A 25652-nucleotide genomic window follows, 5' to 3' on the forward strand; every position below is an offset into this window, starting at 1 on the left:
AATCAGTTCCTGATCGCCCAGAATTTCAACTCAAGCTCAGTCAGCTCGCCGGATACGTGGAATGCGAAGCCGCCAGAGCGCTCCAGTTGTGCACGCTCTTCGGTGGTCAATTCCAATGCGAAATAAGTTTTGCCGGAGTGGAAAGGAATCTGCCGTGGGGCCACTGATAGCGGCTTAACCTTGATACCGGGCAGATGCAGGTTAACCAGTTGACGTATGCGTTCAACTGGCGCGACTTTAAGATGTGCTGGCAGGCGGCGACGTAGTTCTTCGGCGTCACACTGGGCACTGGCTGCAAGCACAAACGATGAGCTGTTAAGCAGCTTGTGGTCGTGCAAAGGGGAGACCTGAATGCCGTACTGACGCTGTTGCAGCAGGAGTTCGATTGCATGTTGCTCGAGCACCATTGAAAGCAGTTGGCGCAGCGCATCCATCAGCTTGCTGAAGCTCTGCGCTTGATCACTGTGCAGGTAATAACTGTCCAGTTTGGGGCGCTTGCTTTCGCCAGAATAAGTTGCCAGCTCGCCGAGCAGTGCCAGAAGTTCACGGTAAATGAGCTCTGGATGGACATGTTCAATGTTCAGGTAGTGACGTAGCACCGGTTCTGAACGGTTTATCAATTGAAGCATTAAAAAATCGCCGACTTCAGCGCCTGCAACTTTACCTGACGCCCGAATCCGCTCCGCGAGAATATCGCCGCGGTGACCGAGCATGCTGATCACTTCTTTCAGGCACGATAGCAAGTAACCTGATGCCTTGAAGTTGACATAGCTGGGCATGAACTCGGTATCGAGACTGATAACCCCGGCCGGGGTGGTATCAAAAATTACGCACAGCTGCAGCTTGACGAATGCCTGATCACTCTGCTGATCACCCAGCAGCAAGCGGAAGTCTGGGCGTGCGCAACTTACCTGACTACTGGCCGCGTCATCAGCATTGGAGTCGGCAACATTCTCAACCACGGCGGTGTAGCGCGACAGTACATCCTGCTGTTCAGGGCGACGGCTTTCGATGTGATTACCAGTCACCAGGGGCAATGCCAAGTAAACCGGCATGTTGCCTGTGCTTGGTGGAACATCTACTACCAGCGGCTCACGTTCACTGCCAAGGTCGAACAGGCTGCCATCAGGCAGCACTCCGCTAGCCTTGCTCACCACTAATTTACCCATATTGAGAAACTGGCGATCGATCTCCAATTCGAAAAAGCCCCAGGCATAGCTCTCAAGTTTCTGCGTGCGAGTCTTTAACTGGTGGTCGTAGTAGCGATCGTTTTGTTGGAAATGCTGCGGACGCAGCAGCATCCCTTCTTGCCAGACAACTTTGTGCTGACTCATGGTTTAGTCCCTGTCCGCAACAGTGTCTGTCAGCGCATGAATACCTTGTTCATCGAGACGTAAGTTGATCTGGTTAAGGGCTTTATCTTGCAAAGGAATGATGAACTGCCACTTGGTCTCCGGCAGATCTCGGTAAGCCGCGAGAACACCGACATACCGGCTGCCTTGATTTACCGTGAGCTTCAATTGACGGGTTTCACCCGGGCGCAACTCCAGTTCTTCCAGAGCAACTAAGTCAGGGGAGAGGGCTTCTTTTGGACGCTCATACAGCGAAAAGAAATCTGCATTTTCGAATGCAACCGGGTGCTTTAGCTCCATCAGCCGAACGACAATCGGAGAAGGGCGATTTCGAATATCAGGGTTAAGCTCGTTACTACCCGACAAATTCAGCTCTAGCTTGGTGTAGCTCGAATACGGCGATAGCGTAGAGCAACCTGTGAGTACCAGAAGCGCGGTGAAGACCAATGGTGAAATCAAGCGTTGCATGGAAATCATCCTTGAACGTCGTTGTTGAGAGTGGCGATCAGGCGAACCTGTTCTTCGTAGGTAGTGGCAAAGTCGCGGGCAAACAGGCGTTCATTCCACTCGTTGTTTTGTTCGAGGCTACTGTGCAAGCGCCTATAAGCACGCCAGCGGCTGCCTGCTGTGGGCAGCAGAGGTTTGCGACCGTCGCGCTCAAAACGCAGAACTAATTGCTCTGGTGATAGCTGCTCAAATACACCTTTGACGGCTGCTCGGCTTGCAGCCAAGAGCGCGACTTGATGGGCTTGCAGGTCCCGAAAACCGCGGCTGATGGCTTGCCCTGCCGGTAATTGCCCCGGCTTTTGTCCGCGCAGTAAACTGTTCATCACCTCAGCGGTGTCGCTGCTCATTTTTAGCGGATTGTTGCCGGCGCTCTGAACTGTAGTCAGGGCTAGGCGCAATTCGTTCTTCAATTCGCTGCGTGTGCGCAGACTCTGCTGCAAACTGCTCACACTTTGTTTAAGCAGCTTGGCCGCATTAAGTGCCAGGGCTTGACGCGCTACCTCATCGAGATCATTTAGCGGAACGCCAAGGGCTTCCGAGAACCGTTGCCAAAAAACCTCTGACATGGGTTCTGGTGCGCGGGCCGCGGGTTGGCTGGCAGGTGCTGCGCTAGGTTTTACCAGCTCAGGCACCAACAGGTTTTCAGTTTCAACCTGGGCATAGTCATGTTGCTGTGCATCGGTCAGCTCTGGCACGTCGAGCGCAGCCAGCTCATCTGTTTGTGCGTAGCCATGGGCTTGCTCTTGTTGATCCATAGCGGTCAGCGGGTCAAGATCGAGAAAGGCATCATCAGGAATAATGCTGCTGCCAGTCTCTAACGGGCGACCGTGATCAGCTTCAAACTTGCTTGGGTCTTGAATCAGCCGTGCACGCACCTCGAATTCGCCAAGGCAATAGATACTGCCATGCTCAACGCGGTGAGGCTCTTGTTTGCGCAAGTTGGCACCCGTGTCTTTAAGTTGAATGCCATTGCTGCTGACATCTGTTAGATAAAAGCCACCATTTCGGAAACTGACTTCGGCATGGCGACTTGAGAGTACCCGCTTGCGGTCGGGTAGCACCCAGTCACAGGTGTCCGCTCGGCCAATAATGCCACCGGCTTGCTTGAAGGTTTTGCTGGTCGCAAGGCCGGGCAAAAATTGCTGGGCGCTGACCACGTCGAATACCAGTTCCATGGTGTTTTACTCCTGAGATGAGTTGCTGCGCTCGTCAGCTTGTGGATCGCCAAGGGGGCGAAATTCATCGTCGTTAAACTTGAAGTTGCTGGTGCAGCCTGCAACGGTCATCAGTACAGCGATCAGTGTTATGGCCCAAAAGTGTGGTTTCATCTTGACTCCCTCTTGCGTCATCGCTGGCAGTGCTCAGCGGGATTTAATGCTGTGTTAATAATCTTTTTATGCGGCTCAAACATCGTCAGGATTGATGCTCAAGCGCTCCATTCGGTACAGCAAGGTTCTTCGTGGCAACCCTAACGCTCGTGCAGCTTTGCTTTGATTGCCGCGATTTTTACGCAGGCTGTCGAGTAAGAAATTGCGTTCGACGTGCTCCATGTGCTGACGCAAATTGGTAGCTGTTTCAGCACTTGATTCGCGATTCAGGTTGAAGTGCTCCGGGAGTAGCACGTCCCCTTCGCAAAGCAATACCGCGCGCTCGACCAACCCTTTGAGTTGGCGTACATTTCCCGGAAAGCTGTATTGGACCAATGCTGCCAGCGTGTCTTCTGACCAAGAGCACGGGTCGCGTTGCAGGAACGTGCAGGTTTTTTCAAGAAAGTATCGAGCCAAAATCAGGATGTCTTCATTGCGCTCACGCAGTGCAGGTAACTCAATAGGGAAGTGCGACAAGCGATAAAGCAGGTCTTCGCGAAACAGACCCTTTTCGACTTGACTGTGGAGGTTGTAGTGAGTTGCCGCAATGATGCGAACATCGACTTTATGGGTGTCATTGCAGCCCAGTGGACGAACTTCACCTTCTTGCAGTACGCGCAGCAACTTGGCTTGCAGGCTGAGCGGCATATCTCCTATTTCATCCAGAAACAATGTGCCGCCGTCTGCGCTATCAAGCAGGCCTTTGTGGTCACGGTCAGCGCCTGTGAAAGCCCCTTTGCGATAACCAAACAGCTCACTTTCAAGCAAATGTTCGGGCAGTGAGGCACAGTTTTGCACGACAAAGTTCATGCTTCGACGTGAGCCACAATTATGAATTGCGTGAGCAACCAACTCTTTGCCTGTGCCCGTTTCCCCTGTGATTAATACGCTCACGGGGCTGTGCAGTACTTTCCCAATTAGCTGATATACATCGCACATCGCCTGACTGGTGCCGATCAAGCCGTATCCGCTGGCACAGGGTGGTTGAAGCTGCTCATACTGCACTGTGTCGTTCGCAGGCGAATGCTGACGCTGCATCAGCTGTAATTGATTGACGCCGAAGTTGCCCAGCAGGCTTATTGAGTCAGCAAATGCATTCAGGTCTTGTACTTGATGGCTGGCGCATAACAGCAGACCGCTGACATGTTGCTGTTTGTCGACAATAGGCATGCACAGCAAGCTGCGCCACGGCTGCTGCGTGACGGGTAGGAACTCGGTTTGATGCAGGCTGCTGTCTAGCTCGTTCAGGCTTAATACGCGGTTTTGACACAGGCAATATTGCAGCAGTTGTTCGCCGTCATAGTCACTTGGCAAACTGTCGATGGCCTGTGGTTGCAGCAAACCATCAAGCCATTCCGCGGTCAGTGTGAGACGCGTATGGGTGCTGTCCAGCAGGTAAAGCTGGCTTAACGCAGTGCCGGTTAAGTCAGCCGTCGCCTCGACCAGCTCACTGAGTAAGTTTTCGGCGTTCTTGGCTTGCGCCAAACCCACCAAGCTCTGCAATAACCCCTCTGCATAATGCAATGGTTGCGGTACTTGGGCGAGAATTGACGGCACGTTAAGTGAACTCACAAACCACTGCTCCGTGTTCATCGAGGGTTGCATGAACCTGGGTCAATGTTTCACCGCTGGCCATTGCAGCGAGCAAGTGATCAACCACTAATGGCTGCAGGTGCTGGTCGATCAAGTGGTCAATCAGACGTGCGCCGCTTTCGCTATGGGTGCAGCGCGCGGCAAGGTTCTCGACCAATGCTTGGCAGTGGCTGAACTGCAACTGACGCCGTTGCAGGCGCTCGGCGAAGCGTTCGAGTTTAAGCGTGGTCAGCTCATGCAGTACTTCACCGCTCACTGGGTAATAAGGCACGACCCGCATACGTGCGAGAAGCGCGGGTTTGAAGTGCTGGCTAAGTACAGGACGAATTGCCAATTCGAGGTCTTCGGCATTTGGTCGTTTGCCGTTCTGGCAAAGGGCGTCGATGCGCTCGCTGGCGAGGTTCGAGGTCATCAAAATTAGTGTATTGCGGAAGTTAATCTCGCGACCTTCACCGTCGTTCGCCACGCCTTTGTCGAAAATTTGATAGAACAGATTGAGGATATCTGGGTCGGCCTTTTCGACTTCATCAAGCAACACCACGGAGTAGGGTTTTTGCCTGACCGCTTCGGTGAGCATGCCGCCTTCGCCATAACCCACGTAGCCCGGTGGCGCACCGATCAGGCGTGAGATGCTGTGCTTCTCTTGGAATTCGGACATATTGATGGTGGTCAGAAAACGTTCGCCGCCATACAACAAGTCAGCCAATGCTAGGGCGGTTTCGGTTTTACCTACGCCACTGGGACCGACGAGCAGGAATACACCGACGGGTGCGTCCGGCCGATTGAGGCCAGCAGCTGTTGCGCGCATGGCGCGGTCGAGTGCGCTAATTGCTTGCTCCTGACCGCGCAGCCTTACGCGCAGGTCTGCGGAAAAGCTAATAACCTTGCTGTTGTGCTCACGGGCCAGTTGGCTCAACGGCACGCCTGTCCAATGGCTGATAACTTCAGCGACCAAACGAGGGCATACTTCATAGCTCACCAGGCGCTGCTGGTTTTGCGCAATGCACAACTCAGCCTGTGTCGAATGCAACTCAGCCTCGATCTGTTCAAGATCAGCTTGTTCAAACGGCTCGATATTCGCTTCGGGTGTTATGGCTGCCGGGGTACTTAATGCTTGGCGAGCCTCAGCACAGCGAATACGCAGACTAATCATTCGCTGTGCCAGATCACGCTGGATCGCCCAGCGCGTTTCTAATTGTTCAAGCTCCGCACGTGCATCTCGCAGGCGCTGCTCAAGAAGGTCTGCGGCTGTATTGTCGATGCTTAGGCCCGAGTCGCGGTCACGGCGCTGGGCTAGATCCTGACGTTCACCCTCTGCGATTTCGTTGCGCAACTGTTCAAGCACTTCGGGGGCTGCGGCGAGACTGATGCGCACTCGGGCGCATGCGGTATCCAATACATCGACGGCTTTATCCGGCAGCTGCCGACCCGCGAGATAACGGGCTGATAACTCGGCTGCCGCTACTACCGCATCGTCGCGCAGATAGATGCCGTGGCTTTTTTCATATACGGGGGCAAGGCCGCGCAGAATTGTCACGGCCTCAGATACAGTAGGTTCATGCAACTGCACAGGCTGAAAGCGTCGGGCTAGGGCAGGGTCTTTCTCGAAGTACTTTTTGTACTCGCTCCACGTAGTTGCCGCGATGGTGCGCAGCTCACCTCGGGCCAGTGCAGGCTTGAGTAAGTTGGCGGCGTCACCACTACCCGCTTGGCCACCCGCCCCAATCAGGGTGTGAGCTTCATCAATAAACAAGATGATTGGTTTCGGCGAAGCTTTGACCTCATCAATAACGCCTTGTAAGCGACGCTCGAACTCACCTTTGACGCTGGCGCCAGCTTGGAGCAGGCCGAGGTCAAGGCACAATAGTTCAACACCTTTGAGCACTTCAGGAACTTCATCGGTGGCGATGCGCAAGGCCAAACCTTCAACAATTGCGGTCTTACCCACACCGGCTTCACCGACCACAATAGGGTTGTTCTTGCGGCGCCGGGCAAGGATGTCGATCATCTGGCGAATTGCTTCATCGCGGCACAGCACCGGATCAAGCTTGCCGTCACGGGCTTGTTGAGTGAAATTGTGGGTAAAGCGTTGCAGGTTTGTTTCTACGTTGCTTGATGCGTTACTGGCAGCCGCCTGGGGTTGCTGCGACACCGCAAAGTCACGCAAACGTTCTGCATTGAGCTTGCCAAGCATGCTTTGGTAGTGGCTGCCTGCATAGCGCATTGGGTTGCGCAGCAATGCGAGTATTAAGGCTGCTTGATCAATCTGACTGCTGGCTAATTCGAGGTTCGCAACCAGCAATGCATCTTGCAGCCACTGGACCAACTCAGTCGAAAATACTGGGTTGCGCGTCGCACTGTTTTCGCTGCTTGGATGCAGGGCTTTGGCGAGCTCGCCAGCGTCAATTTCGGCATCGCTCAGTGCTCGCTGCAACAGGCCTTCCGGGCGCTCTAAAAGGCCCAGCAGCATGTCTTCAACCAGAACTTTATTGCCGCCACGTACCACGCAGCGCTCAGCTGCGGTTTCGAGGTCGCGTTTAGTCTCAGCATCAAGTGCTTGTACCAATTGTTGTAAATCGACGTTAATCATTTCATCTGTCCTTAATGAGCTCTTTTGCCAAGCGTGACGATGCCATCGGCGTTGTCGCAGCCAAGCCAACTGGTCCAGCCAAGCCGGCAGAGGTTGTCATTACCTATGCGAAGTTCTTGCATTTGGTCTTTGCGCAGTTGCAGGCGAATGTCGTAATCCATGGGGTCCCGCAGGGTGAAGCGAACCAGTGCGCAAAGCGGGTTATAGCCGCTGCCGACGGGTAGGAATTGTTGAAACATGTCCCAGTGCAACTCGCGGATGTGCACCCTGAATTTCCCCCCGCGATCGCGCACCCACCCCCCGAGAACCAAGTCTTCACCGAGCATGCTGTTGGCGGCGCCTAACTGGTTGCGCTGTTCGGCGAGAATCTCGACACGGCGTTCAATGAACTGCTCGATGTACACATCGGGATGCTTGAAGTAGTAGCGCAATACCGACTCAATCAGCGCCGCCGAATGCGCACGTAAACTGAGTAACCCGAGATACGGCAGCAAGCGCTTCCAGTTGAGCTCAGAGGTCGCACGGATTTCCTCACCGCGTAACCCGATCAATGAGAACAGCTGTTGCGAAAACGGGTCTAGCGCACCGGTTTTAAAGCGCGAGTGATAACGGTATTTCTGCCAAACCGGGAGCAACAAACGCTGTAATCGGTTATTGAACAGGTCAAGAAAGTCGCGGGTTGGATTGCCTTCCTCGCTGTCGCCTAGTGCTTGTTCACCATAAAAAGCAGGTAAGGGTGAGCCGGAGCCAATCAGACTGACCAGGTTGATGCGCATGCGTGCGCGCAACTCTCCGTTTTCCTCGATGAATTCGACGCGCTCAATGTCGCTCCCGGGAAAGCCAAGGCTCGGATTCGCCTGCAACTCAAGGTGCAGATGCAGAGACTCCTCATCCAACTCAGGATGCGCTTGTTGCAAACGTTTGAGCACCAACTGCACACCCTGAAACAGGCTGTACTCGCGGATGCCCCGGCTAAGCCGGCTTATAGCAGGGGCTGTTGCCCCATGCGTGGCGTCCATGTGTAGACCTCTCCCTGTGTGCTGGTTACGCGGAGTTCGTGATAAGAGTTCAAGCTGGCGTAGAGGGCGAAAAATTCATTTAGTACTGAGGCAAACAAAAACAGATCGCCCTCACCGATGTAGCCATCTGGATCGATGCTCATTTCGGTCCGTACTCCGCGTATCGGTAGTCCGCGCTCCAGGCGGTCGACATGGGAGTGGCGAATGCTTTTCAAACCATCAAGTAAGCGTTTGCTGACCTTTTCAGCGTGTTGGTCGTAATAACGGGGTAAGTCATAGGTCTCGAGAATCACTTTCAGCGCTTCAACATTGGCCAGTGACAGATAATTGAGCGACATATTGGAGATCAGCTTCCAGAGGAAGTCGCGATTCAAGGGAGGCGCATAACTTGGGGTGACGGCGCTGATGTTGCGAAAGTGCAAGAACCCCGGCGTTTTCTCACTGGGTACACAAATATCCCCCAATGCCAATTTGCTCGGCAGGCTTTGATTGGTGCAGGTCAGATCAATCGACAAGGTTTCGTGTTCGGCCAGGTCGCGCAGACCAAAACTGAGCCAGGTGTCCGTGCCCTCCCGGAGCAAGGATGTTTCCTGACGCACGCTATAGTGAGGACGTGCGGTGCCGACATCGAAACTGGAGTCGTGCTCGAATGACTCAAATGGAACGTATTCCTCATACCCTTGACCGCCAGGCTTCCAGCCCGTCACACGGTTCACCGAGAACACGCCGCAATGTTTAGCGCTCAACTCTGCGGGCAATAAAAGATAACGGTCTTGCTTGCCATCGAGGCGAATTGGTGTGGCGTCATGTTCGAACAGGTTAACCACGGGTGTGCAATACAGGCGCACGTTATCCAGCGTTGGGCGAATGCGCTGTTCGCCAGCTTTTTCGATATTGAAACGTAACTCGATGCCCCGGGCTTGTTCAATTACTTCAGGCGGAACGTTATTCAATCCATCAAGGCCTAGCACATCGACAAACATGAACTTTTCTTGAAAGGCGAAATATTCTTGTAAGTAGCGATAGCCGCGAAAGGTATTGAGTGGATAGGGGATCAGTGCTTGATCTTCGGCAAACCCAACTGGCTGAATATTATTGGCGCTGAGGGTCAGGCTGGGGACTGCTACTTCGCTGCTATCGCGTAAAATCGCATTCCCGTTCTCGTCAAGCAGCACCACTTGCAGATTTGCTAAGTGATGAAGTAATCCCAGATACAGCATTTGGCTGATATACCGTTCGCCAGCAAGGTGCAGTCGCAACTTATTTAGCTTCAGATCGGCAATATTGCCATCGGCGCTCATCTGCATTTTCAGGCTGAGCACGGCGCCCATGCCTTTGACAGAGTACTGCAAGGCTTTCATCGCCAGCGGTAAAACTTCAGTGTCATAGGCCGTGCGGAATTTACAGGTCACGCCCTCAATAGGTTTGGCCTCCACCGGCGTATCACGCGGCACAAATTGAGCAGCACCAGGACGCTTCAAAGGTTCAAATTGAAGCATGCTAAAGCCCGGCAGCGGGCGCATGTAATTGGGCCACAACAAATGCATCAGCGAGTGGGTGAGTTCTGGCAACTCATCATCAAGTTTTTGCCGCAAGCGTCCTGTCAAAAAGGCAAAGCCTTCCAGCAATCGCTCGACATCCGGGTCCCGGCCGCTCTGCCCAAGAAACGGCGCCAACGCCGGATTGCGCTCGGCAAAACGCTTGCCCAGTTGGCGCAGGGCGGTGAGTTCGCTCTGGTAGTAGTGGTTAAAAGACACAGATCAATCCTTGACTAGCTCGGTGGGTAAAACAAATTCAGTAGCGAACGCTGTGCGCTCCCCAGTAGGTTGCAATGGGTACAGCCAAAATCGTTCATACAATGCTCAGACCAGTACAAAACCACGCGCCTCATGAATCCTCTGGGAACTAGGAGACCAATACGGAGCTTTGTTGAATGTGAATGGCATGTTTTTTATCCTTTAGGCCTTGCTCAGGGGCACAGCATGCTGTCGCTGATCGTCCATGTATGAATAGCGTTGCCTTTCGGGAGGTAGTCGGATTGCTTTAGTTGTTGAATAAGCTCGGGTTTATTAAGTGAGCGAATGTTCCCTCGCGCAGCGATATCCAGACGGTAGGTGCTAGGGAAGCTTGTTTCTATGTCATCGTCAGGTGAGATGTATGAAAGCACTTCGCTGTGATCACCCGGCTTTAAGTGTATTGGCTGCGCGAACGCGGCTTTTCCATTGGAGTAGTCATGTGCAGTGATATCCACCGGGTAGGCACATGCATTGCGGAAGTTTGCAATAAACACTGTCTTCGATTGCGCGGTGCATCCGAACAGAAGGGCGGCACTAAATAGAGCAATTAATCTAATCATTGAAATGTACTCGTGAAAGCCATATCAGCCCCTTTACATCCTGCTCGGATGCTACAGAGCGCTGCCAAAAATCCTCATAACCGGACGGACCCTGAGGATAGTTGGAGTGATAATGCATGACATCAACTTCACCCGCCGTCGGCGTTGGATTATTTTCAACAGGCGATTGGGTCAGAACAGTTGATGTGTGTTTGTGGCTCCATGAATAGTCCGGTATTAATCCACCGTCGCCATAATTGTTAAGAATCAAATGACCAAACTCATGGGCGGCGGTATGTTCAAAGTCCTGATCCGCGAATTTGGACGGATAGTTTGCAGCCCTCCAAAAACCTTGGTTGTGATAGATTTTTTTGAACATGGCAAAGCTGGTGGACCGGCCAAAATCAGTATCTACGCTACTAATTAGCGGAAAATTTTTAGCGCTTGGTTCAGCGTTAACTGTCGCCGTCACTGTGACTTTGAACGGGCCCTGATTAGTCTGAATTGCGGCGCCTATTCCCTGTGCCCTGCTGTCATTGCGCGACCAATACAGTTCTATACCCGCTTTAGCGAGATTCTGTAACTGTGAAAAGCTCTTGGCCGTCAGGGTTGAATCTTTACCTAAGACGCCGCCGTCGCTGAAGCTGGGGCGTACGGTTATCTCTACCGTTTTAGCCATGCGGTCGATGCGAGTATCAACCCACGCCGACTCATTGGCAGAGTTGGCAAAGGGAAGCTCTTCGATTTGCTGCTGCGCGCCTTTAGTTGCGGTGAGGCGAATCTTTAAATTTGGGCTTTTAAGGATGCGGGTGTCGAGTACACCGTCGGTGCTGTAACCGTCCCACTGCCAAACATGTTCACCCTTGGGCAGAAGCGCTTGAGTGTTTGTTTCACTGAAGAGCAGTGTGCTGCCATCAAGGACCTCTAGCGTTAACCGATCTGCGGGCTCCTGGCGGTTGGTAATGAGGAAGTCGATCACTTCGCTATTTGCAGTTGTTCCGCTGGCGAGCTCGCTGAAATCAGGTGTTTCAAGCGGGGTGAGCACGATGTTACCGGCAGAGTTCAGCTTTAGTTGATATGCCAGAACATCATCACCGGCTTGAGCTTTGGGCACTAGGACATTGGTTAATGCTGACGCTGCTCCAAGGGTTAAAACGGCAACGGGACTGAACTCTGCCGGTGTGGGTGAGTTACCAATCACCACCGTCCCAGAGCCTGTAACAATCGGGTTGTTGTTATGGCTGGCTGTTGAGCCAAGCACGGCAGCAGGTTTGCCGTTGATCAGTACTGACGAAACAGTTGCACTGCTAATCGCACTGCCGCAGGCCGTTTTATCACCTAGCCGGGCAGCACCTAGCCCGTCAAAAATAACGTCGGAAGAGCCCTCAATGATCGGGTTCTTGTTATGACCTGAACAGGCGGTCATATCGCTGATTCTCGCTGCGGGTTTACCAGACACGGGGCTCTCCTGCGTTAACGGTAACTTGGCCGCTGCCGTCCAAACTGGCAGCGAAACTGACCCGACGTTTAATGCCGGCTACTTCCAGCAGGCCTTCGATTGCGAAGGCTAGGTTTAGCGGGTCATGGTCGCGAGGCATAGACACAACCTTGACCTCACGCAACCGTGGTTCGTACGCCTCTATAAAGCGTTCGATAGCACTACGCGCTTGCTGCAATGAATCGTGCAGTGACAAGCGCATATCATTGAGATCGGGCAACCCGTAGTCGGCGAGCGTTTGCACGCTGCCGGCCCGGGTGCTGAGCATTTTTGCCAGATGGGCAGCCACCGACGCCATGGCGCTTGCTTCACGCGTCCAACTGACGCGTCTATCAAGTTCGCCACCTATGCGTTCGAGTAAGCTGCCGTATGACATGGGTGCTTATTCCTTATCCAGCTTGCCAACCAGCGATAGGGTGAAATCTGCACCCATGTACTTGAAGTGCGGGCGCACGTTCAGGCTGACGCGGTACCAGCCAGGCTCGCCTTCAACATCGCTGACCACAACCTGAGCGGCACGTAGCGGACGCCGGCCACGGATTTCTGCGTTCGGGTTTTCTTGGTCGGCTACAAACTGACGAATCCACTTGTTCAGTTCCAGTTCAAGATCAGTCCGCTCTTTCCACGAGCCGATTTGCTCGCGCTGCAAGACTTTCAAGTAATGCGCCAGACGGTTGACGATAAACAGGTAGGGCAGCTGCGTGCCCAGCTTGTAGTTGAGTTCCGCATTTTTGCCTTCTGCACTGTTGCCGAAAAATTTGGGCTTCTGTGCAGAGTTAGCCGAGAAGAAAGCGGCGTTGTCGCTGCCTTTACGCATGGTAAGGGCAATAAAGCCCTCCTCAGCCAGTTCGTACTCGCGACGGTCAGAAACCAATACTTCGGTTGGAATCTTGGTCTCGATTTCGCCCATGCTTTCGAAGTGGTGCAGCGGCAGGTCTTCAACTGCGCCGCCACTTTGTGGGCCGATAATGTTCGGGCACCAGCGGAATTTGGCGAAGCTGTCGGTGAGCTTGCTGGCAAAGGTGTAAGCGGTGTTACCCCAGAGATAATGCTCGTGACTGTTGGCAACGTTTTCTTTGTAAACGAAGCTCTTGACCGGGTTTTCTTCTGGGTCATAGGGGTTGCGCAGCAGGAAGCGCGGTACCGTCAGGCCGACGTAACGGGCGTCTTCTTGCTCACGGAAACTTTGCCATTTGGCAAATTGTGGGCCTTCAAAGTGGTCCTTGAGGTCTTTCAGGTCTGGCAACCCAGTGAAAGCTTCTAGGCCGAAAAACTTAGGACCTGCAGCGGCAATGAAGGGCGCGTGCGACATGGAGGCGACGCTAGCCACGTACTGCATGGTCTTGATATCTGGTGAGCTTGGATTAAAGAAGTAGTTGGCGATGATTGCCGCCACTGGCTGGCCACCAAACTGACCATATTCTGCGGTGTAAACATGCTTGTACAAACCAGACTGGACGATTTCTGGGCTGTCTTCAAAGTCTTCAAGCAGGTCTTGCTTGGACGCATTGATCAGTTCCAGCTTGGTGTTTTCGCGGAAATCGGTGCGATCAACCAATAACTTCAGGCCGCGCCACGAGGATTCCAGTGCCTGGAAGTTCTGGTTATGCAGAATTTCATCCATCTGGCTGCTGAGCTTGGCGTCGATTTCCGCGATCATGCGGTCGACCATGGCCTTTTTAACTGGCTCATTTTGGTTCTGCGGCTTGAGTAACTCTTCAATGAACGCCGAAACACCACGTTTGGCAATGCCATAGGCTTCGTCGTCTGGAGTTAGCCGAGTTTCAGCGATGATTTGGTCGAGAAGACCGCCTTCGGTGACTTGGCTGCTAGTTTGTTTTGCTGCGCGAGTGCTCATCTAATAGCTTCCTTGTTAATTGCAATCAGGATTCAAGCTTGCCTTGGGCAGCGAGTCCGAGTTCACCGAGCACGCGGTCACGGGAGACATCGTCGGCTAATACACTTTCGATAGCTTTGCGGAACGCTGGGGCGTTACCCAGTGGGCCTTTAAGGGCAACCAGTGCATCACGCAACTCCATAAGTTTTTTCAGCTCTGGAACCTGCTCAACCACGTTGGCTGGGTTGAAGTCCTTCATCGAGTTGATATTGAGCTTTACCGCGAGTTCTTCGTCAGCGCTGTCTTCTTGGAGGCGATTAGGCACAGCAAAGGTCAGGCTCAATTCTTGTTTCTCGAGCACTTCGTCGAAGGTGTTTTTGTCGATACTGACTGGCTTGCGATCTTCGATCTTGCGTTCGTCATGACGCTGAGTGAAATCACCCAGAACCATCAGCTTCAGCGGCAGCTCAACTTCCTCCTGAGCACCGCCTGTTGCTGGTTTGAAAGTGACGTTAATCCGTTCCTTAGGTGCAACTGAGCCTTCTTTGGCCATGGGAGTTCTCCTGTTCGGTTATGGCCCGGGGGCCTAGTCCAGCACCACTTCTAGATCGAGGTGGCACAACCTGCGGTAGATCTCGTCCCTGTATTCGCGCACTGCATGGTTCTGCGGCAACAGCTCGCAGCAGCTATGCAGCATGTGCACGACTTCAAGGGCAAGATCGGGTTCCCAGGCAGCAATGCCTGAGCTTTGAATCAGCTGATCAAGGGTGTCGAGTTGGGTCTTGGCTAGGTCGTACTTTTTGGCGGTGAAGCACAGGCGCGCGAGTGTCAGTTGCCAGAAAAACGATTCGCGACCACCACGGGCGGACTCCATCGCTTTCTTGATGCGCTGAACAGCGGGCTTCAGTCCCTCTTTGCGCAACAATGGCAAGGCATCTTGCAGGGCTTCATCCCAGGATGTTTGACCTTCGCCGCTGCTGATCACTGGAGCACTTGGTGGCTGCTGGGCAGTCACATGAGGCATGACGTGGGAGCTGAGCCAAGCGCGAGTCTGCTCATCGGCAAATGGCGTCGCGTCATGAAACTGCAGTAGTTCAAGGCCATTCATACGCTGCATAAACAGCGCTAACTGGATTTCGATTTCGAGTGCTGCTGTTTCAGCATTGAGCCCTTGCAGGCATTGCCAAGCAAGGTGCTGGCCATCGAGCCAGAAAGGGGCTCTGGCAATACTGGTTTCCAACTCAACCAAGAGGTCGGCATATTGTCCTTGCTGATAGCGCTCCTGATAGTTTTTTAGCTTATCCACAGGCAGGCCGCGCAATGCAGTTACCTTTTCGGCATTACGCTCCGGCAGGCTGTCGATCGGCAGCCACAGCAGGGTCCGAGACAGTCTTAACGCGCGAACGTCACTGGCCTTCTGTTTGAGCCAGTAAGCACACAGCGGTCGTGACTGATCTTGTAGATGTCGTAACTGCTTGTGTGCGTCCTTTTCGCCATCCACTGATGTAGCGGAGGTGAGCAAGCTACTTGCGGTTTGCTTAACCTGTGCAAGGGTGCCTGCAACACCTTTGGTTGAATCCTGCTTAGTTTGACTGGCTCGCTTAATTTGCTCTTCGAGACGTCTGCACAATGGCAGGAGCAAGGGCGCATCAGCTCCAAGCTGTTCCGACAGGCAGCCCTCAAGTTCACGTAATTTTGTCGCTAAATCACCGAATAGCTTGAGTCGCTCACCGACAGGGACATCTTCAGCGAGCACTTGCTCCAAGCGGGGGGTCAACCAACTGATTGCAGCAGCGCGAGTACGTGCTTTAAGCGGATACAGTTCGTTCCAATGCTGAGTGCAAAGTGCATGCAAAAGCACAATGCCTGCATGCAAACCTGTGAAGGATTCGCGCTGATACAGTGCCCAAACTAACCAACCAGATACTCGGATATCTTTGGAGTGATCGTTGAGAATTACTTCACTGGATTCAAGTACTTTCTGCCAATCAATTGTCCCCACTGCGTGCAGGGAGTTCGCTTTACGGAGTTCGGTTTCAAGATGTTCGTATTCTGTGGAATAACGAATATCGCTGCCGGCGAAGTTGTCAGCTGAGATGGGCTTGTTAGCTAGCGTGTAATAGCGTGCTGACAACGTACTTGAAATGGTCATTCCCTGACTCGGTATTTGGTGGTGAACAAAAAAATGCAGAATTAGTTCACAGGGTTCAATACAAGGTGAGACAGAATGTGCGCAATTTTTTGCGCACATTTTATGTGCAACAAGTTGCGCAAACGTCTCTGAGGCCCGCATCCTATCGGCCTTGGTCACGATAGACAATATACTATTGCGCTGTTTTATTGGTACTAAAGTTCAGGTATCTATCAGTTTTCAATGGTGTCGCCCCGATATCACTCGGTTGTAGGGCTGTGTCATTAAGCTGCTTGGCACTGCATGGATATTTAATTCTGTGAAGTGGTACTAGTGTAAAGCTGGGGTGCGTCACAAGTGATGGTCTTGCGTTACGATTCAACTAAGTACTTTGGTGGCTGTCCCTGTTCAAACGGCTCCTGAGTAGGCAGCAGCATAGATGAACTGGCTGCTCACTAATCTCTGTGTAGTAGGCTGCTGAATCGCTTGGTGGCTGCCAAGCGTGGCTATGCCTAGCTAAGGCCATTATTAGTGAAGCTGTATTACTGATAAGTATTTTCAAGCACTTTTTCAGGTGTTTTGGTTCAACTTATCTAGCGCTGGTTAGTACTTGGATTGCGCAATTTCTTGCGCATAAAAAATCAGTAGATGAGGATTGTCCCCTCTCTGAGACTTGCGACACTAGGTCTGTAGGAGAGTGCGCAACTTCTTGCGCAGTAGTGTGCAAGAAGTTGCGCACTTTTCGCGGGGTTTACGCACTATTTGTTGTTTTATCGTTGTTTTAAAAGCGTAAGTAGCTGTATTTAAAGATTTTTTTAATTTCAGGCATGCTTGTTGATTGGTCTTTGCTACCGGGTCACTTCTCGATCCATGAACCAAGGCAAGGAGAGCTTTCATGCCAACACCTGCGTATCTGTCCCTCGAGGGCACCAAACAAGGTCTAATTACTGCTGGCACTTTCACCGAAGACTCGGTCGGCAATATCTTCCAAGAAGGCCATGAAGACCAGATTCTGGTTCAAGGTTTTAACCATCAGGTCATCATTCCTCGTGACCCACAGTCGGGCCAGCCAACCGGTCAGCGCGTTCACAAGCCCCTGATGATCACCAAGGTCTTCGACAAAGCTTCGCCTCTGATTTTCAATGCCCTGACCTCGGGTGAGCGTCTGAACAAGTGTCGTCTTGAGTGGTACCGCACCTCGTCTACCGGTACTCAAGAACACTACTTCACCATTGAGCTGGAAGACGCTGTCGTGGTTGACGTGCAGTCGCGGATGCCGAACTGCCAAGACCCAAACATGTCCCACTTCACTCACCTTGAAGACGTGTACTTCACCTACCGCAAAATCGTTTGGACCCACGAAGTGTCTGGCACTTCCGGTTCTGACGACTGGCGTACGCCAATCGCTTAATCTTTAAGAACCTCTTTAAAACTACTGCGCTAGGTATTACTGCGTTAAAAATCTGCTCAAAATGCTCATTTACAGCTCGTAAACTGCGCTTTTTCGCACCTTTTTGCCTTGTACTCCCGTCGCTCGTGAAATTTTTCAGAGGTTCTTTGATTAAACGATTACGTTAAAGGTTCGGCCAGATTTACTGGCCGAACTTATTTATGAAAAGAGGAACAACGGATGTTCGCCCCTGCTAACCAGACCCATTTCAGCCTCAATATCGACGGCTTAAGCCACGACTTTCAGGTGCTTGAATTCACTGGCCGTGAGGCGATCAGCCAGCCCTATGAATTTAAGCTGGAACTGATCAGCGAGCGTCCAGATCTAGACCTTGAAAGTTTCTTGCATCAACCCGCGTTTCTCGCGCTGTCTCAGGCTGGAAACGGAGTTCACGGTCAAATCTACCGGGTTGGCCAAGGCGAATCTGGCAAGCGTTTAACCCGTTATCAAATCACCTTGCGACCCCGGCTTTATTACCTGTCGCAACGGCTTAATCAGCGTGTTTTTCAGAACCTGAGCGTGGCTCAGATCATCAGTCAGGTGCTCGAAGAGCACGGCATTCAATCCAATGCTTACCAATTCCAACTCGGCTCGATTTACCCCGAGCGCGAGTATTGCGTGCAGTACGACGAGTCTGACCTGCATTTTATTCAGCGTCTGTGCGAGGAGGAAGGGATTCACTATCACTTTCAGCACAGCACTGAAGGCCACATGCTGGTGTTTGGCGACGACCAAACGCCTTTCCCAAAGCTGCTACCTACCGCTTACCAACAAGACAGCGGCCTGGTTGCCGATGAGCCGGTGATCAAGCGTTTTGGTGTGCGCGTGGAAACTCGAACCAGTCGGGTGACCCGCCGCGATTACGACTTTGAAAAGCCCAGCATGACGCTCGAAGCCGCGGTGAAAAGTGAGTTCAAGCCCGACCTTGAAGATTACGATTATCCAGGCCGGTTTGTAGACCGTGAGCGCGGTAAACATCTTAGCCAGCGAGCGTTAGAGCGCCACCGTCACGACTATCAATTGGCAGAAGGTGAGGGCGATCAGCACCTGTTGGTCAGTGGCCATTTCTTGGCATTGAGCGATCACCCACGTGCGCCGTGGAACGACCTTTGGCTGCTGACTGAAGTTGAACATGAAGGCAAACAGCCACAGGTGCTTGAAGAGTCTGTCACCAGTGACACCAAGGCTGCAGATGGCTTTGTCCAAGGCTATCGCAACCACTTCAAAGCCACGCCTTGGACCGCGCCCTATCGGCCCAGTTTGGACCATCCAAAGCCGCGCATTCTAGGTAGCCAGAACGCAATAGTTACTGGCCCCGCAGGAGAAGAAATTTATTGTGATGAATATGGCCGGGTGAAGGTTGAGTTCTTTTGGGACCGCGCCGACCTTGCTTCTGACAAAAGCAGTTGCTGGTTACGCGTGGCCTCAAGCTGGGCAGGCAAGGGCTACGGCGCCATCGCTATTCCTCGCGTCGGCATGGAGGTCGTGGTTACATTTCTGGAGGGTGATCCGGATCAACCGTTAGTCACCGGGTGTTTACACCACAAAGAAAACTCGGTGCCTTATGAACTGCCTGCCAACAAAACCCGCAGTGTGTTCAAGAGCCTCAGCTCACCCGGTGGCGGTGGCTTTAACGAGCTGCGCATTGAAGACCAAAAAGGCGCTGAGCAAATCTTCGTCCATGCGCAAAAAGACTGGGACGAAAACGTCGAACACGACCAGAAAATCCGTATCGGCAACGAGCGCAGTGACACCGTTGTAGCCAACAGCTACAGCGAATTTAAAGCCGAAGAACACCGCACCACCCGCGCCGATCGCAAGACCGATGTCAAAGCCAGCGACCACATCACCGTGGGCCAAAACCAGCACATCAAAATCGGCACCAGCCAGTTCATCAAGGCCGGCAACGAAATCCACCTGTCCAGCGGCCTGAAAGTCGTGCTCGAAGCCGGCAGCGAACTGACCTTCAAAGCCTCCGGCAGCTTTATCAAATTCGACGCCAGCGGCGTCACCCTCGTCGGCCCAAGCATCAAATCCAACAGCGGCGGAAGACCAGGCAAAGGCAGTGGCGCAGCGCCGTTGTTGCCGGGCAAGGTTAAAGCAGCGGATGCGGATGTACCTGGCGCCTTGCTTAAACAACGCTTGCGTGAGGATGTTCCCATCGTCGAGTTGTGTCAGAAACCAGTAGGTGGCACGCCATTGCAGTGTCCACTGGCTGATTGTCCGTGCAGGGCGGCGATGAGTGCTGGGGCGAATTGATGAGCAACTCGCAGAGCTGGTTATTGCTCGAATACACCGATGACCTTCCAGAGAGACTTTACCGTCTTGGGGAAAACCCAAATCCATATCGCCTATTTGACGAAACCGAACTCGAGCTTTATGCCGAGCAAAGTCCTTTACTGATTAGTACGCACGAAAACCCTTCTGTTGCAGCTGACTTTCTCGCGCAACCAAATGATTGGATGGGTTTAAAACTCGAAAGTAGTCAGCCTTTGCAAGTGGTATTGCAGCACTTGCGCCATATTCTTTTCGTTAGTTTTGAAGGTGAGCGCAAAGGTGTACTGCGCTACACCAATCCGCGAACGGCGAGTTATTTCTATCCGTCCCTTGATTCCTCTGAGCTTGTTACATGGCTTGGACCGATTTGTTCGCTTTCTTGGTTCGGAGCAACGTGGCGAGAAAGTGCGGAAAGTCAGGCATGCTGGTTCAGCCAAGAAAACCTACGCGCCGAGCAATGGCAAGCTGAAGCCAAGCCTGCACCCTTGGCCTTAGGCAAGGGCCAAACCGCAGCATTGCAATCTCAACAAACTGAGAAATTTCTGTTCCACTGGTGGCAAAAACAGTCTCGACTTTCTTTCGACCAAGCGTTTGCCTATCTGCAAGAAGGCATGAACAGTGGATTTCTTTCAGCGGATTCGCTGAATACGTATCTCGATATCCGCACGACTTACCGAGGTATAGCAACACCTGACATGTTGCCACCCGGCAGTGATGAAACTCGCCTGAGCCACCTAGAAACAAGTTTGAAAGGCAATGCGACCGACAAGGAAAGCCACGCATGAGCGCAACTGTATCTTCACTGAGTGCAGGTGCTGCCTGCGAACCTGCCAAGCTAATTGTTCAGGTAGTGGGAAAGGATCACCCGCAAAGCCAACGCCTTGTCATTTACGATGAATCTGGCCAGGAACAGCAAGAGTGGCTAACCCAGCAGGACAAACCTGAGTATCAACAAAGCGCGACATTCAGCAGTGTGTTGCATGTCTGGGACTGGGAGGGGCAACCCAACCGCCACTTGTGGCTAGAAATCGCAGCAAGCGAAGGCGGCCCCATTCGTTTGCCTTTACTGGACGATATGCGACCAACGCCGCGCCAGGATGAACATCAACATCAGTGGAACCAAATAGTCCCTGTGGTGCCAATGACGGCATTGCCCGGCAGCAAAAGCTTTTATGACCTGGGTACGCCGGTTTCGCTACGTAGCGGCTTTATTTATGTGTTCTATCGCAACGCCCTTTGGCGTGAACTTGAGGTTCGGATAGAGGGTGATAAAACCACTTATCACGATGTAAATGTTGAGCGGTACCGGCAGGGGAGCGCGTTCAGAAAAGGTGCGCGTAAAGCCACCGGCCAAGCATTAGCTGATATCTGGCTTCCTTCGCAGTGGAATAACAGCCGATGCACTGATCTTCAGTTGGGCTTCTCGGAAGTACAGCTCAGTGCGGCTCGCCTCAAACGCCTGGAACAGGATAAAGACACACGCCAAGCGCGCTGCAAAAGCCCGGACCTGCGGGTGTCTCAACGCGACTTCAAGCGGATGTACGAAGGTCAGCCAAATGGGCAAGATATACTCGATGCCTTTGCTGCTTTTGATGTGCGTGACTACGCCAATCAGAGTGCAGTTGGTAAAGCGCGAATCGTAAGGCTTAACCTTGGTGATCATGCGTTTCCGATAAGTTTGCCTGCTCCACAGCGCATTCGCGAACCCGGTTATGAATGGCTCTTGAACCATCCGGGGCGCTATATTTGCGACCTTACTGGCCAGTTCCCGGTACAGAGCAAGCAGACGGCTCAGAGCTACCTCGATAGCTGCGAACAGAAAGCGCCACAACAAGAAACACGCCTGCTTGAGCTTGAGGCGTGGCGTACCTGCTTGACAGATTTGGTTAAGCGTTCGCAACCCGCGCGCAGTGACGCAACTGAAGACGAGCCAGGCCCTTCGCTTTGGGAGGCTCAACCAGCGGTAGCCGATGTCTTGAGTGCTGCACGCAACCGTCAACTCTGCGGTGTATTGCTGGATGACCCTATGCACCGCATGCGTCATCTGGCAGCGCGTATCACGGACCTTCAACAAACACTCCCGCTATGTGCTCAGCGCGCTGCGCAACATGCTAACCATGGTAGTGCCGTATTACTCCAGCAACTGGTTGTACCTAGGACTTTGCAAGGGCAACGCAATCCTCTGCATGAAGCGCTGGAAAAAATTAATGAGCAAGGCAAGCGTGATATCAACTGTTATACCGCGACGCCAGAGCGAATGATGCTCTGGCGTGAGCTGTCGTATATACAAGACAACTTAAGTGATTATCTGGGTCAGAGCGAGTTTCAACAGGCCCTTGCCGATCACTTGAGCCTCGATGAGTTTGACTACCTGGCTGCTTTTTTTGCATCCAGCCAAATGCTTACGGCGCTCGCTGCGAGCCCCGCGCAAATTGATCCACTCGCGGTAAATACTGATCTGACTGATGCGCTCACGGGCATCAGCTCATACAGCCCCACAGCCAGCAAAGCTCAGGCGTTCCTCAGTGAGCTGGCAAAAAATTCTCAGCATCCGCTGCACGCCATGCTTTGGCCTAACCTCGATATGGATACGCTGTATGCGCCGTATCAAGCCCCTGCGCAGAGGCAAGAAAACCAAGGTGACGGGCATTACCGGGCAACAGAATTGGCCCAGTTCGAAAGGCAAGGGGTACCTGCATCCAAACCAGAAGACACCTTAGATACAAATGCCCTAATTGGCTTGATGGCGTCTGGTAGTCTGAACAGCACGCTGACTGCGCAACTCAAAGCTGGGGCGAGTGCCTTGGTGAGCATTTATGAGGGGCTTCAAGGTGCGATTAATACTGCTCAAGGCGCGGTGGATAGCGCCCATGTTGAGGCACGCTCTGCGCAGCAGGGGGCTCAGGCCGCTGCACGCAATCATGCCCAAGCCAATGAAGCCTATGCCCAACAGCGCGCTGCGCTCGCCAGTAGAGGTCGACAAGCAAGTGTGCGCTTGCATGCGCAGGGGCTCGAGCTAATGCGCAGTACCCTGCCACAAACCTTTGGCGGCGCGATGTTTATACGGCGCGGCAATGTAAATACCCGAGACTATTATGTTTTCGGGTTGGAGGATCTGCCGGAGATTTCATCTGCTCGGGCTGTACGCATGTACGGCCAGTTTCAGGATGCAGAGGGTAACCTTTTGGCCACAACTAATGGCCGACAGGCTGTGCGTTCCGGACTCACTCAGACCAGCGATCACATGCTGGTGGCGATTGCCCGAACCGATGCAACCGCCAGGATGATTAGCACCCTGAACCAGCAGATCAATCAGGCCAATCAAGCTGCAGTGCAAGCTCAAACGACCCAAGTGCGTGCAACCCGCGCTACGGGGGCATTGCAACAAGCGGTGGATGAGGTTGATGCACGCGGTGGCTCTAGGTCATATCGGGTACTCAACTCAACGCCCTTCGCGACTGGGGTTTTGATGTTGGAGCTTTGGAATGTGCGGGCGGAATTAAATGCTTTTCAAGCAACCCGCGCAGAAAAGAGTGGCGTTCGTGCAGTTGTTGGGGTTGCAGGAGCACTAATAGATTTGGCAATCGCCATGGAAACACTGACCGTTAAATTTGTGAGTAATAAGTCTATTTTGGCTTCGGCGCGCAAAGAACTATTTCAAATATCAAGTGGTAGTGCCGTCAAGGTGCTGGGACCGAAATTGGGTGAGCAGCTTGTTAAATCATTCACTTCCCGCTTAATAGGTCAAACTTTCGCCGGCCTTATTTTTCTTGGCATAAATCTCTACGATGCTTGGTATGCTTTTCAGTGGGGCGATGATGCGATGTGGGGATATTTGCTCATGGCCGGAGGGGCATCAACAGGTGTTGTAGCGGGTTTGCTTTCCGCTTCACCGGTTCTGGGGCTGACACCGCTGGGTTGGGCCGCTCTGGTCTTGCTGGTTGCGGGTGCCGGTGCGGTATATTGGCTAAGCAGTACTCCTATTGAGGATTGGATGACCAATGGCCCTTTTAGCGACAGCGAGAGTGCAGCTACTGCTTATTTGCGTGTCCCTCAACAAGCGTTCTATCGGTTATTGGGGTTGTTTGCCGGTATCCGCATCCAAGTCACGCAAAATCCAGATTACGACGCTACAGCCAAACTGGACGTCAATGCCGAGTTGCCCTACCAAATTAGATCCGCCAATACTCTGGCTCGTATCGACAGCAATTTACCGGGTTTGATTGGCAAATTAGGTAGCCTCAACCTTAAAGCGGAATGCCGCATGCGCACCACTACCTCAAACTCAAGCCATGGCGGTACTGTAGCAAGCGCTTTGATTGGCCCACGGGTCGAGCCGTTAGCGCAGCGCTCATGGCCTAATGCATTGGAACTCTATTTCAATACCCCTGCTGCCCAGCACAGTACAGGAGCAGGTTATTTTAACCGAGTCTCCCACAGCCTGGCAGTTAAAGCTCAGTTCGGGTTAACTGACCCCAATGGCAAAACTTGGTACTTTCCGGCACCCACACCTAAAACTGTGGTGTTGACCAGTGAAGCCAATAGACAACCAGATTTCAGCAATGATGAGCAGCCCTTCTGGGCCAGCGAATAAGCTTTGGATATTTTTTACCGAATGACAAATCAGACCTACTACGCCAGCACGGCCTATCGTTCTAGTACTATTCCAGACCAGCCTGTTTCTACTGAGCGCTCTTGGATGCGCAAGCTCGGTGCGACTCGTTTACCTTGGGGGCAAACCCAAGATGTTGCTCCAGAGCGGTTTCTGAAAGATGACTCGCCAGAGAACATGCGTTATTGGGAAGAGGTATTCAGAGAGCGTGAAGAAGAAAAAAAACTGGGTACATATAAGCCAAAGCCGTTTGAAGGTGTAGATCTGCATAATGTTCTTGATAATGAGCGCTATCGCTATGCACTTTTATCGAAGCGTTCGCACTTTTGGTTGTATCTTTGGGGGGGGGGGCGATTTCTTTTTTACTTTCTATTAGTCATTTCTTTTTTTACATATTTGATCGCGGCTAGCCAAACACCGCAGTCATGGTGGGATTCAATAATTGAATTCGGACCAATCCTTTCTGCTTTTGTAGGCGTTCCCTTATTCTGCTGGGGGCTCGGCTGGCTAGTTCTCAATAAATTCCCCAAACTATGGTTCAAACCCTCACGTGGCCCAATTTGGGAGGTTAATCGGCGTACCGGCTTGGTCACTGTCTTCGATTATGACAACAATGGTGAATATAAGCGCAGCGGCACTATTGGTGAGATCACCGCGCCGTTTTACGAGTTCGATGCATACCTGAGTACCTCGCCGGACCGGCAAGGGTTGCCGATGAATGTGCTGTACTTGGCTCATCGCTATCGTGATATCACCATTAACTTCGGCTCACTGGTTGCGGCTGACCGCACGCCAAATTTGGCTTTTGCGCTTTGGGATTTTTTGCAGAATTACATGGATGTCAGTCGCCCTTTGCCGGAGCTGCCATGCTTCGAAGCCACTAGGTACCTCGACCCAGTAAGCGCCGAACATGACATACAAACCAGTCGGCCTAAGCGTTACTGGATCGACATGGAAGATGAAACCTTCGACCTTAAACTCAAGGAAATGTCTGGCCGTATCTTTGGTATCGACACCCTGCATCGCCCTAACTTAATGGCGCAGCACGTTGAGTATGTTGACTAGGGCTAGTGGTTAACTAACC

19 protein-coding genes are annotated in these 25652 nt (G+C 52.6%); 5 read left to right on the top strand and 14 right to left on the bottom strand.

All coding sequences use genetic code 11. The features are described from left to right. Window positions 1-2 precede the first annotated feature (2 nt). From tssK to tssA, 14 genes are all read right to left on the bottom strand, one after another. Complete coding sequence (tssK, locus tag AACY09_RS19550) at window positions 3-1334, bottom strand: type VI secretion system baseplate subunit TssK (RefSeq protein WP_339490379.1); 1332 nt, start codon at window positions 1332-1334, stop codon at window positions 3-5. Window positions 1335-1337: 3 nt separating this feature from the next. Continuing rightward, on the bottom strand, window positions 1338-1820 hold the full coding sequence (tssJ, locus tag AACY09_RS19555) for a type VI secretion system lipoprotein TssJ (protein ID WP_339490381.1): 483 nt from the start codon (window positions 1818-1820) through the stop codon (window positions 1338-1340). 5 nt (window positions 1821-1825) lie between these two features. Then, window positions 1826-3034: a type VI secretion system-associated FHA domain protein TagH gene (tagH, locus tag AACY09_RS19560; RefSeq protein ID WP_339490382.1), complete on the bottom strand. Its 1209-nt coding sequence runs from the start codon at window positions 3032-3034 to the stop codon at window positions 1826-1828. A gap of 6 nt (window positions 3035-3040) precedes the next feature. Continuing rightward, a complete protein-coding gene (locus tag AACY09_RS19565; protein ID WP_339490383.1) occupies window positions 3041-3187 on the bottom strand; it encodes a type VI secretion protein in 147 nt (48 codons plus the stop codon). Between the two features lie 75 nt (window positions 3188-3262). Next, on the bottom strand, window positions 3263-4774 hold the full coding sequence (locus AACY09_RS19570) for a sigma-54 interaction domain-containing protein (protein WP_339490512.1): 1512 nt from the start codon (window positions 4772-4774) through the stop codon (window positions 3263-3265). A gap of 10 nt (window positions 4775-4784) precedes the next feature. Next, the gene (gene tssH, locus AACY09_RS19575) at window positions 4785-7409 is read right to left on the bottom strand and encodes a type VI secretion system ATPase TssH (protein WP_339490384.1); all 2625 of its coding nucleotides are present in this window, start codon (window positions 7407-7409) and stop codon (window positions 4785-4787) included. Between the two features lie 11 nt (window positions 7410-7420). Then, entirely contained in the window at window positions 7421-8428 is a 1008-nt protein-coding gene (gene tssG, locus AACY09_RS19580) for a type VI secretion system baseplate subunit TssG (RefSeq protein ID WP_339490387.1), read from the bottom strand. After that, on the bottom strand, window positions 8392-10185 hold the full coding sequence (tssF, locus tag AACY09_RS19585; RefSeq protein ID WP_339490388.1) for a type VI secretion system baseplate subunit TssF: 1794 nt from the start codon (window positions 10183-10185) through the stop codon (window positions 8392-8394). The genes tssG and tssF overlap by 37 nt, the downstream gene beginning before the upstream one ends. Before the next feature lie 212 nt (window positions 10186-10397). Then, complete coding sequence (locus tag AACY09_RS19590; protein WP_339490390.1) at window positions 10398-10784, bottom strand: hypothetical protein; 387 nt, start codon at window positions 10782-10784, stop codon at window positions 10398-10400. After that, on the bottom strand, window positions 10777-12222 hold the full coding sequence (locus tag AACY09_RS19595) for a PAAR domain-containing protein (protein WP_339490392.1): 1446 nt from the start codon (window positions 12220-12222) through the stop codon (window positions 10777-10779). The genes AACY09_RS19590 and AACY09_RS19595 overlap by 8 nt, the downstream gene beginning before the upstream one ends. Further along, the gene (gene tssE / locus AACY09_RS19600) at window positions 12212-12637 is read right to left on the bottom strand and encodes a type VI secretion system baseplate subunit TssE (protein WP_339490394.1); all 426 of its coding nucleotides are present in this window, start codon (window positions 12635-12637) and stop codon (window positions 12212-12214) included. Before tssE ends, AACY09_RS19595 begins: the two co-directional genes overlap by 11 nt. A gap of 6 nt (window positions 12638-12643) precedes the next feature. Further along, window positions 12644-14119, bottom strand: a complete 1476-nt coding sequence (gene tssC / locus AACY09_RS19605) for a type VI secretion system contractile sheath large subunit (RefSeq protein ID WP_339490397.1) — start codon at window positions 14117-14119, stop codon at window positions 12644-12646. A gap of 25 nt (window positions 14120-14144) precedes the next feature. Next, entirely contained in the window at window positions 14145-14651 is a 507-nt protein-coding gene (gene tssB, locus AACY09_RS19610; RefSeq protein WP_339490399.1) for a type VI secretion system contractile sheath small subunit, read from the bottom strand. Between the two features lie 33 nt (window positions 14652-14684). After that, window positions 14685-16250 carry a type VI secretion system protein TssA gene (tssA, locus tag AACY09_RS19615; RefSeq protein WP_339490402.1) on the bottom strand — a complete coding sequence of 522 codons (1566 nt, stop codon included), beginning with the start codon at window positions 16248-16250 and terminating at the stop codon, window positions 14685-14687. A gap of 874 nt (window positions 16251-17124) precedes the next feature. Between tssA and AACY09_RS19620 the strand changes: the two genes are divergently transcribed. The 5 genes from AACY09_RS19620 (at window position 17125) to AACY09_RS19640 (ending at window position 25633) form a co-directional block, all read left to right on the top strand. Beyond that, window positions 17125-17640 (top strand): Hcp family type VI secretion system effector, encoded by a 516-nt coding sequence (locus tag AACY09_RS19620; protein ID WP_339490404.1) that lies wholly within the window; start codon window positions 17125-17127, stop codon window positions 17638-17640. Between the two features lie 219 nt (window positions 17641-17859). Beyond that, the gene (locus tag AACY09_RS19625; RefSeq protein WP_339490406.1) at window positions 17860-19938 is read left to right on the top strand and encodes a type VI secretion system Vgr family protein; all 2079 of its coding nucleotides are present in this window, start codon (window positions 17860-17862) and stop codon (window positions 19936-19938) included. Beyond that, window positions 19938-20741 (top strand): DUF4123 domain-containing protein, encoded by an 804-nt coding sequence (locus tag AACY09_RS19630; protein ID WP_339490408.1) that lies wholly within the window; start codon window positions 19938-19940, stop codon window positions 20739-20741. The genes AACY09_RS19625 and AACY09_RS19630 overlap by 1 nt, the downstream gene beginning before the upstream one ends. After that, window positions 20738-24550 (top strand): toxin VasX, encoded by a 3813-nt coding sequence (locus AACY09_RS19635; protein ID WP_339490411.1) that lies wholly within the window; start codon window positions 20738-20740, stop codon window positions 24548-24550. Before AACY09_RS19630 ends, AACY09_RS19635 begins: the two co-directional genes overlap by 4 nt. A 21-nt stretch (window positions 24551-24571) precedes the next feature. Further along, window positions 24572-25633, top strand: coding sequence for a hypothetical protein (locus tag AACY09_RS19640; RefSeq protein WP_339490414.1), 1062 nt, complete (start codon window positions 24572-24574; stop codon window positions 25631-25633). The last annotated feature ends 19 nt before the right edge of the window (window positions 25634-25652 follow it).

It is taken from the genome of Pseudomonas sp. EL_65y_Pfl2_R95 (genome assembly GCF_963971045.1).
Taxonomy (GTDB): Bacteria; Pseudomonadota; Gammaproteobacteria; order Pseudomonadales; family Pseudomonadaceae; genus Aquipseudomonas.

Coding starts and splice junctions, on each gene's coding strand:
- AACY09_RS19590 (WP_339490390.1), bottom strand. CDS start 10,784: ATGATTAGATTAATTGCTCTATTTAGTGCCGCCCTTCTGTTCGGATGC.
- tagH (WP_339490382.1), bottom strand. CDS start 3,034: ATGGAACTGGTATTCGACGTGGTCAGCGCCCAGCAATTTTTGCCCGGC.
- tssA (WP_339490402.1), bottom strand. CDS start 16,250: ATGACCATTTCAAGTACGTTGTCAGCACGCTATTACACGCTAGCTAAC.
- tssG (WP_339490387.1), bottom strand. CDS start 8,428: ATGGACGCCACGCATGGGGCAACAGCCCCTGCTATAAGCCGGCTTAGC.
- tssH (WP_339490384.1), bottom strand. CDS start 7,409: ATGATTAACGTCGATTTACAACAATTGGTACAAGCACTTGATGCTGAG.
- tssE (WP_339490394.1), bottom strand. CDS start 12,637: ATGTCATACGGCAGCTTACTCGAACGCATAGGTGGCGAACTTGATAGA.
- tssB (WP_339490399.1), bottom strand. CDS start 14,651: ATGGCCAAAGAAGGCTCAGTTGCACCTAAGGAACGGATTAACGTCACT.
- AACY09_RS19625 (WP_339490406.1), top strand. CDS start 17,860: ATGTTCGCCCCTGCTAACCAGACCCATTTCAGCCTCAATATCGACGGC.
- tssK (WP_339490379.1), bottom strand. CDS start 1,334: ATGAGTCAGCACAAAGTTGTCTGGCAAGAAGGGATGCTGCTGCGTCCG.
- AACY09_RS19630 (WP_339490408.1), top strand. CDS start 19,938: ATGAGCAACTCGCAGAGCTGGTTATTGCTCGAATACACCGATGACCTT.
- AACY09_RS19640 (WP_339490414.1), top strand. CDS start 24,572: ATGACAAATCAGACCTACTACGCCAGCACGGCCTATCGTTCTAGTACT.
- AACY09_RS19565 (WP_339490383.1), bottom strand. CDS start 3,187: ATGAAACCACACTTTTGGGCCATAACACTGATCGCTGTACTGATGACC.
- tssC (WP_339490397.1), bottom strand. CDS start 14,119: ATGAGCACTCGCGCAGCAAAACAAACTAGCAGCCAAGTCACCGAAGGC.
- AACY09_RS19620 (WP_339490404.1), top strand. CDS start 17,125: ATGCCAACACCTGCGTATCTGTCCCTCGAGGGCACCAAACAAGGTCTA.
- tssJ (WP_339490381.1), bottom strand. CDS start 1,820: ATGCAACGCTTGATTTCACCATTGGTCTTCACCGCGCTTCTGGTACTC.
- AACY09_RS19635 (WP_339490411.1), top strand. CDS start 20,738: ATGAGCGCAACTGTATCTTCACTGAGTGCAGGTGCTGCCTGCGAACCT.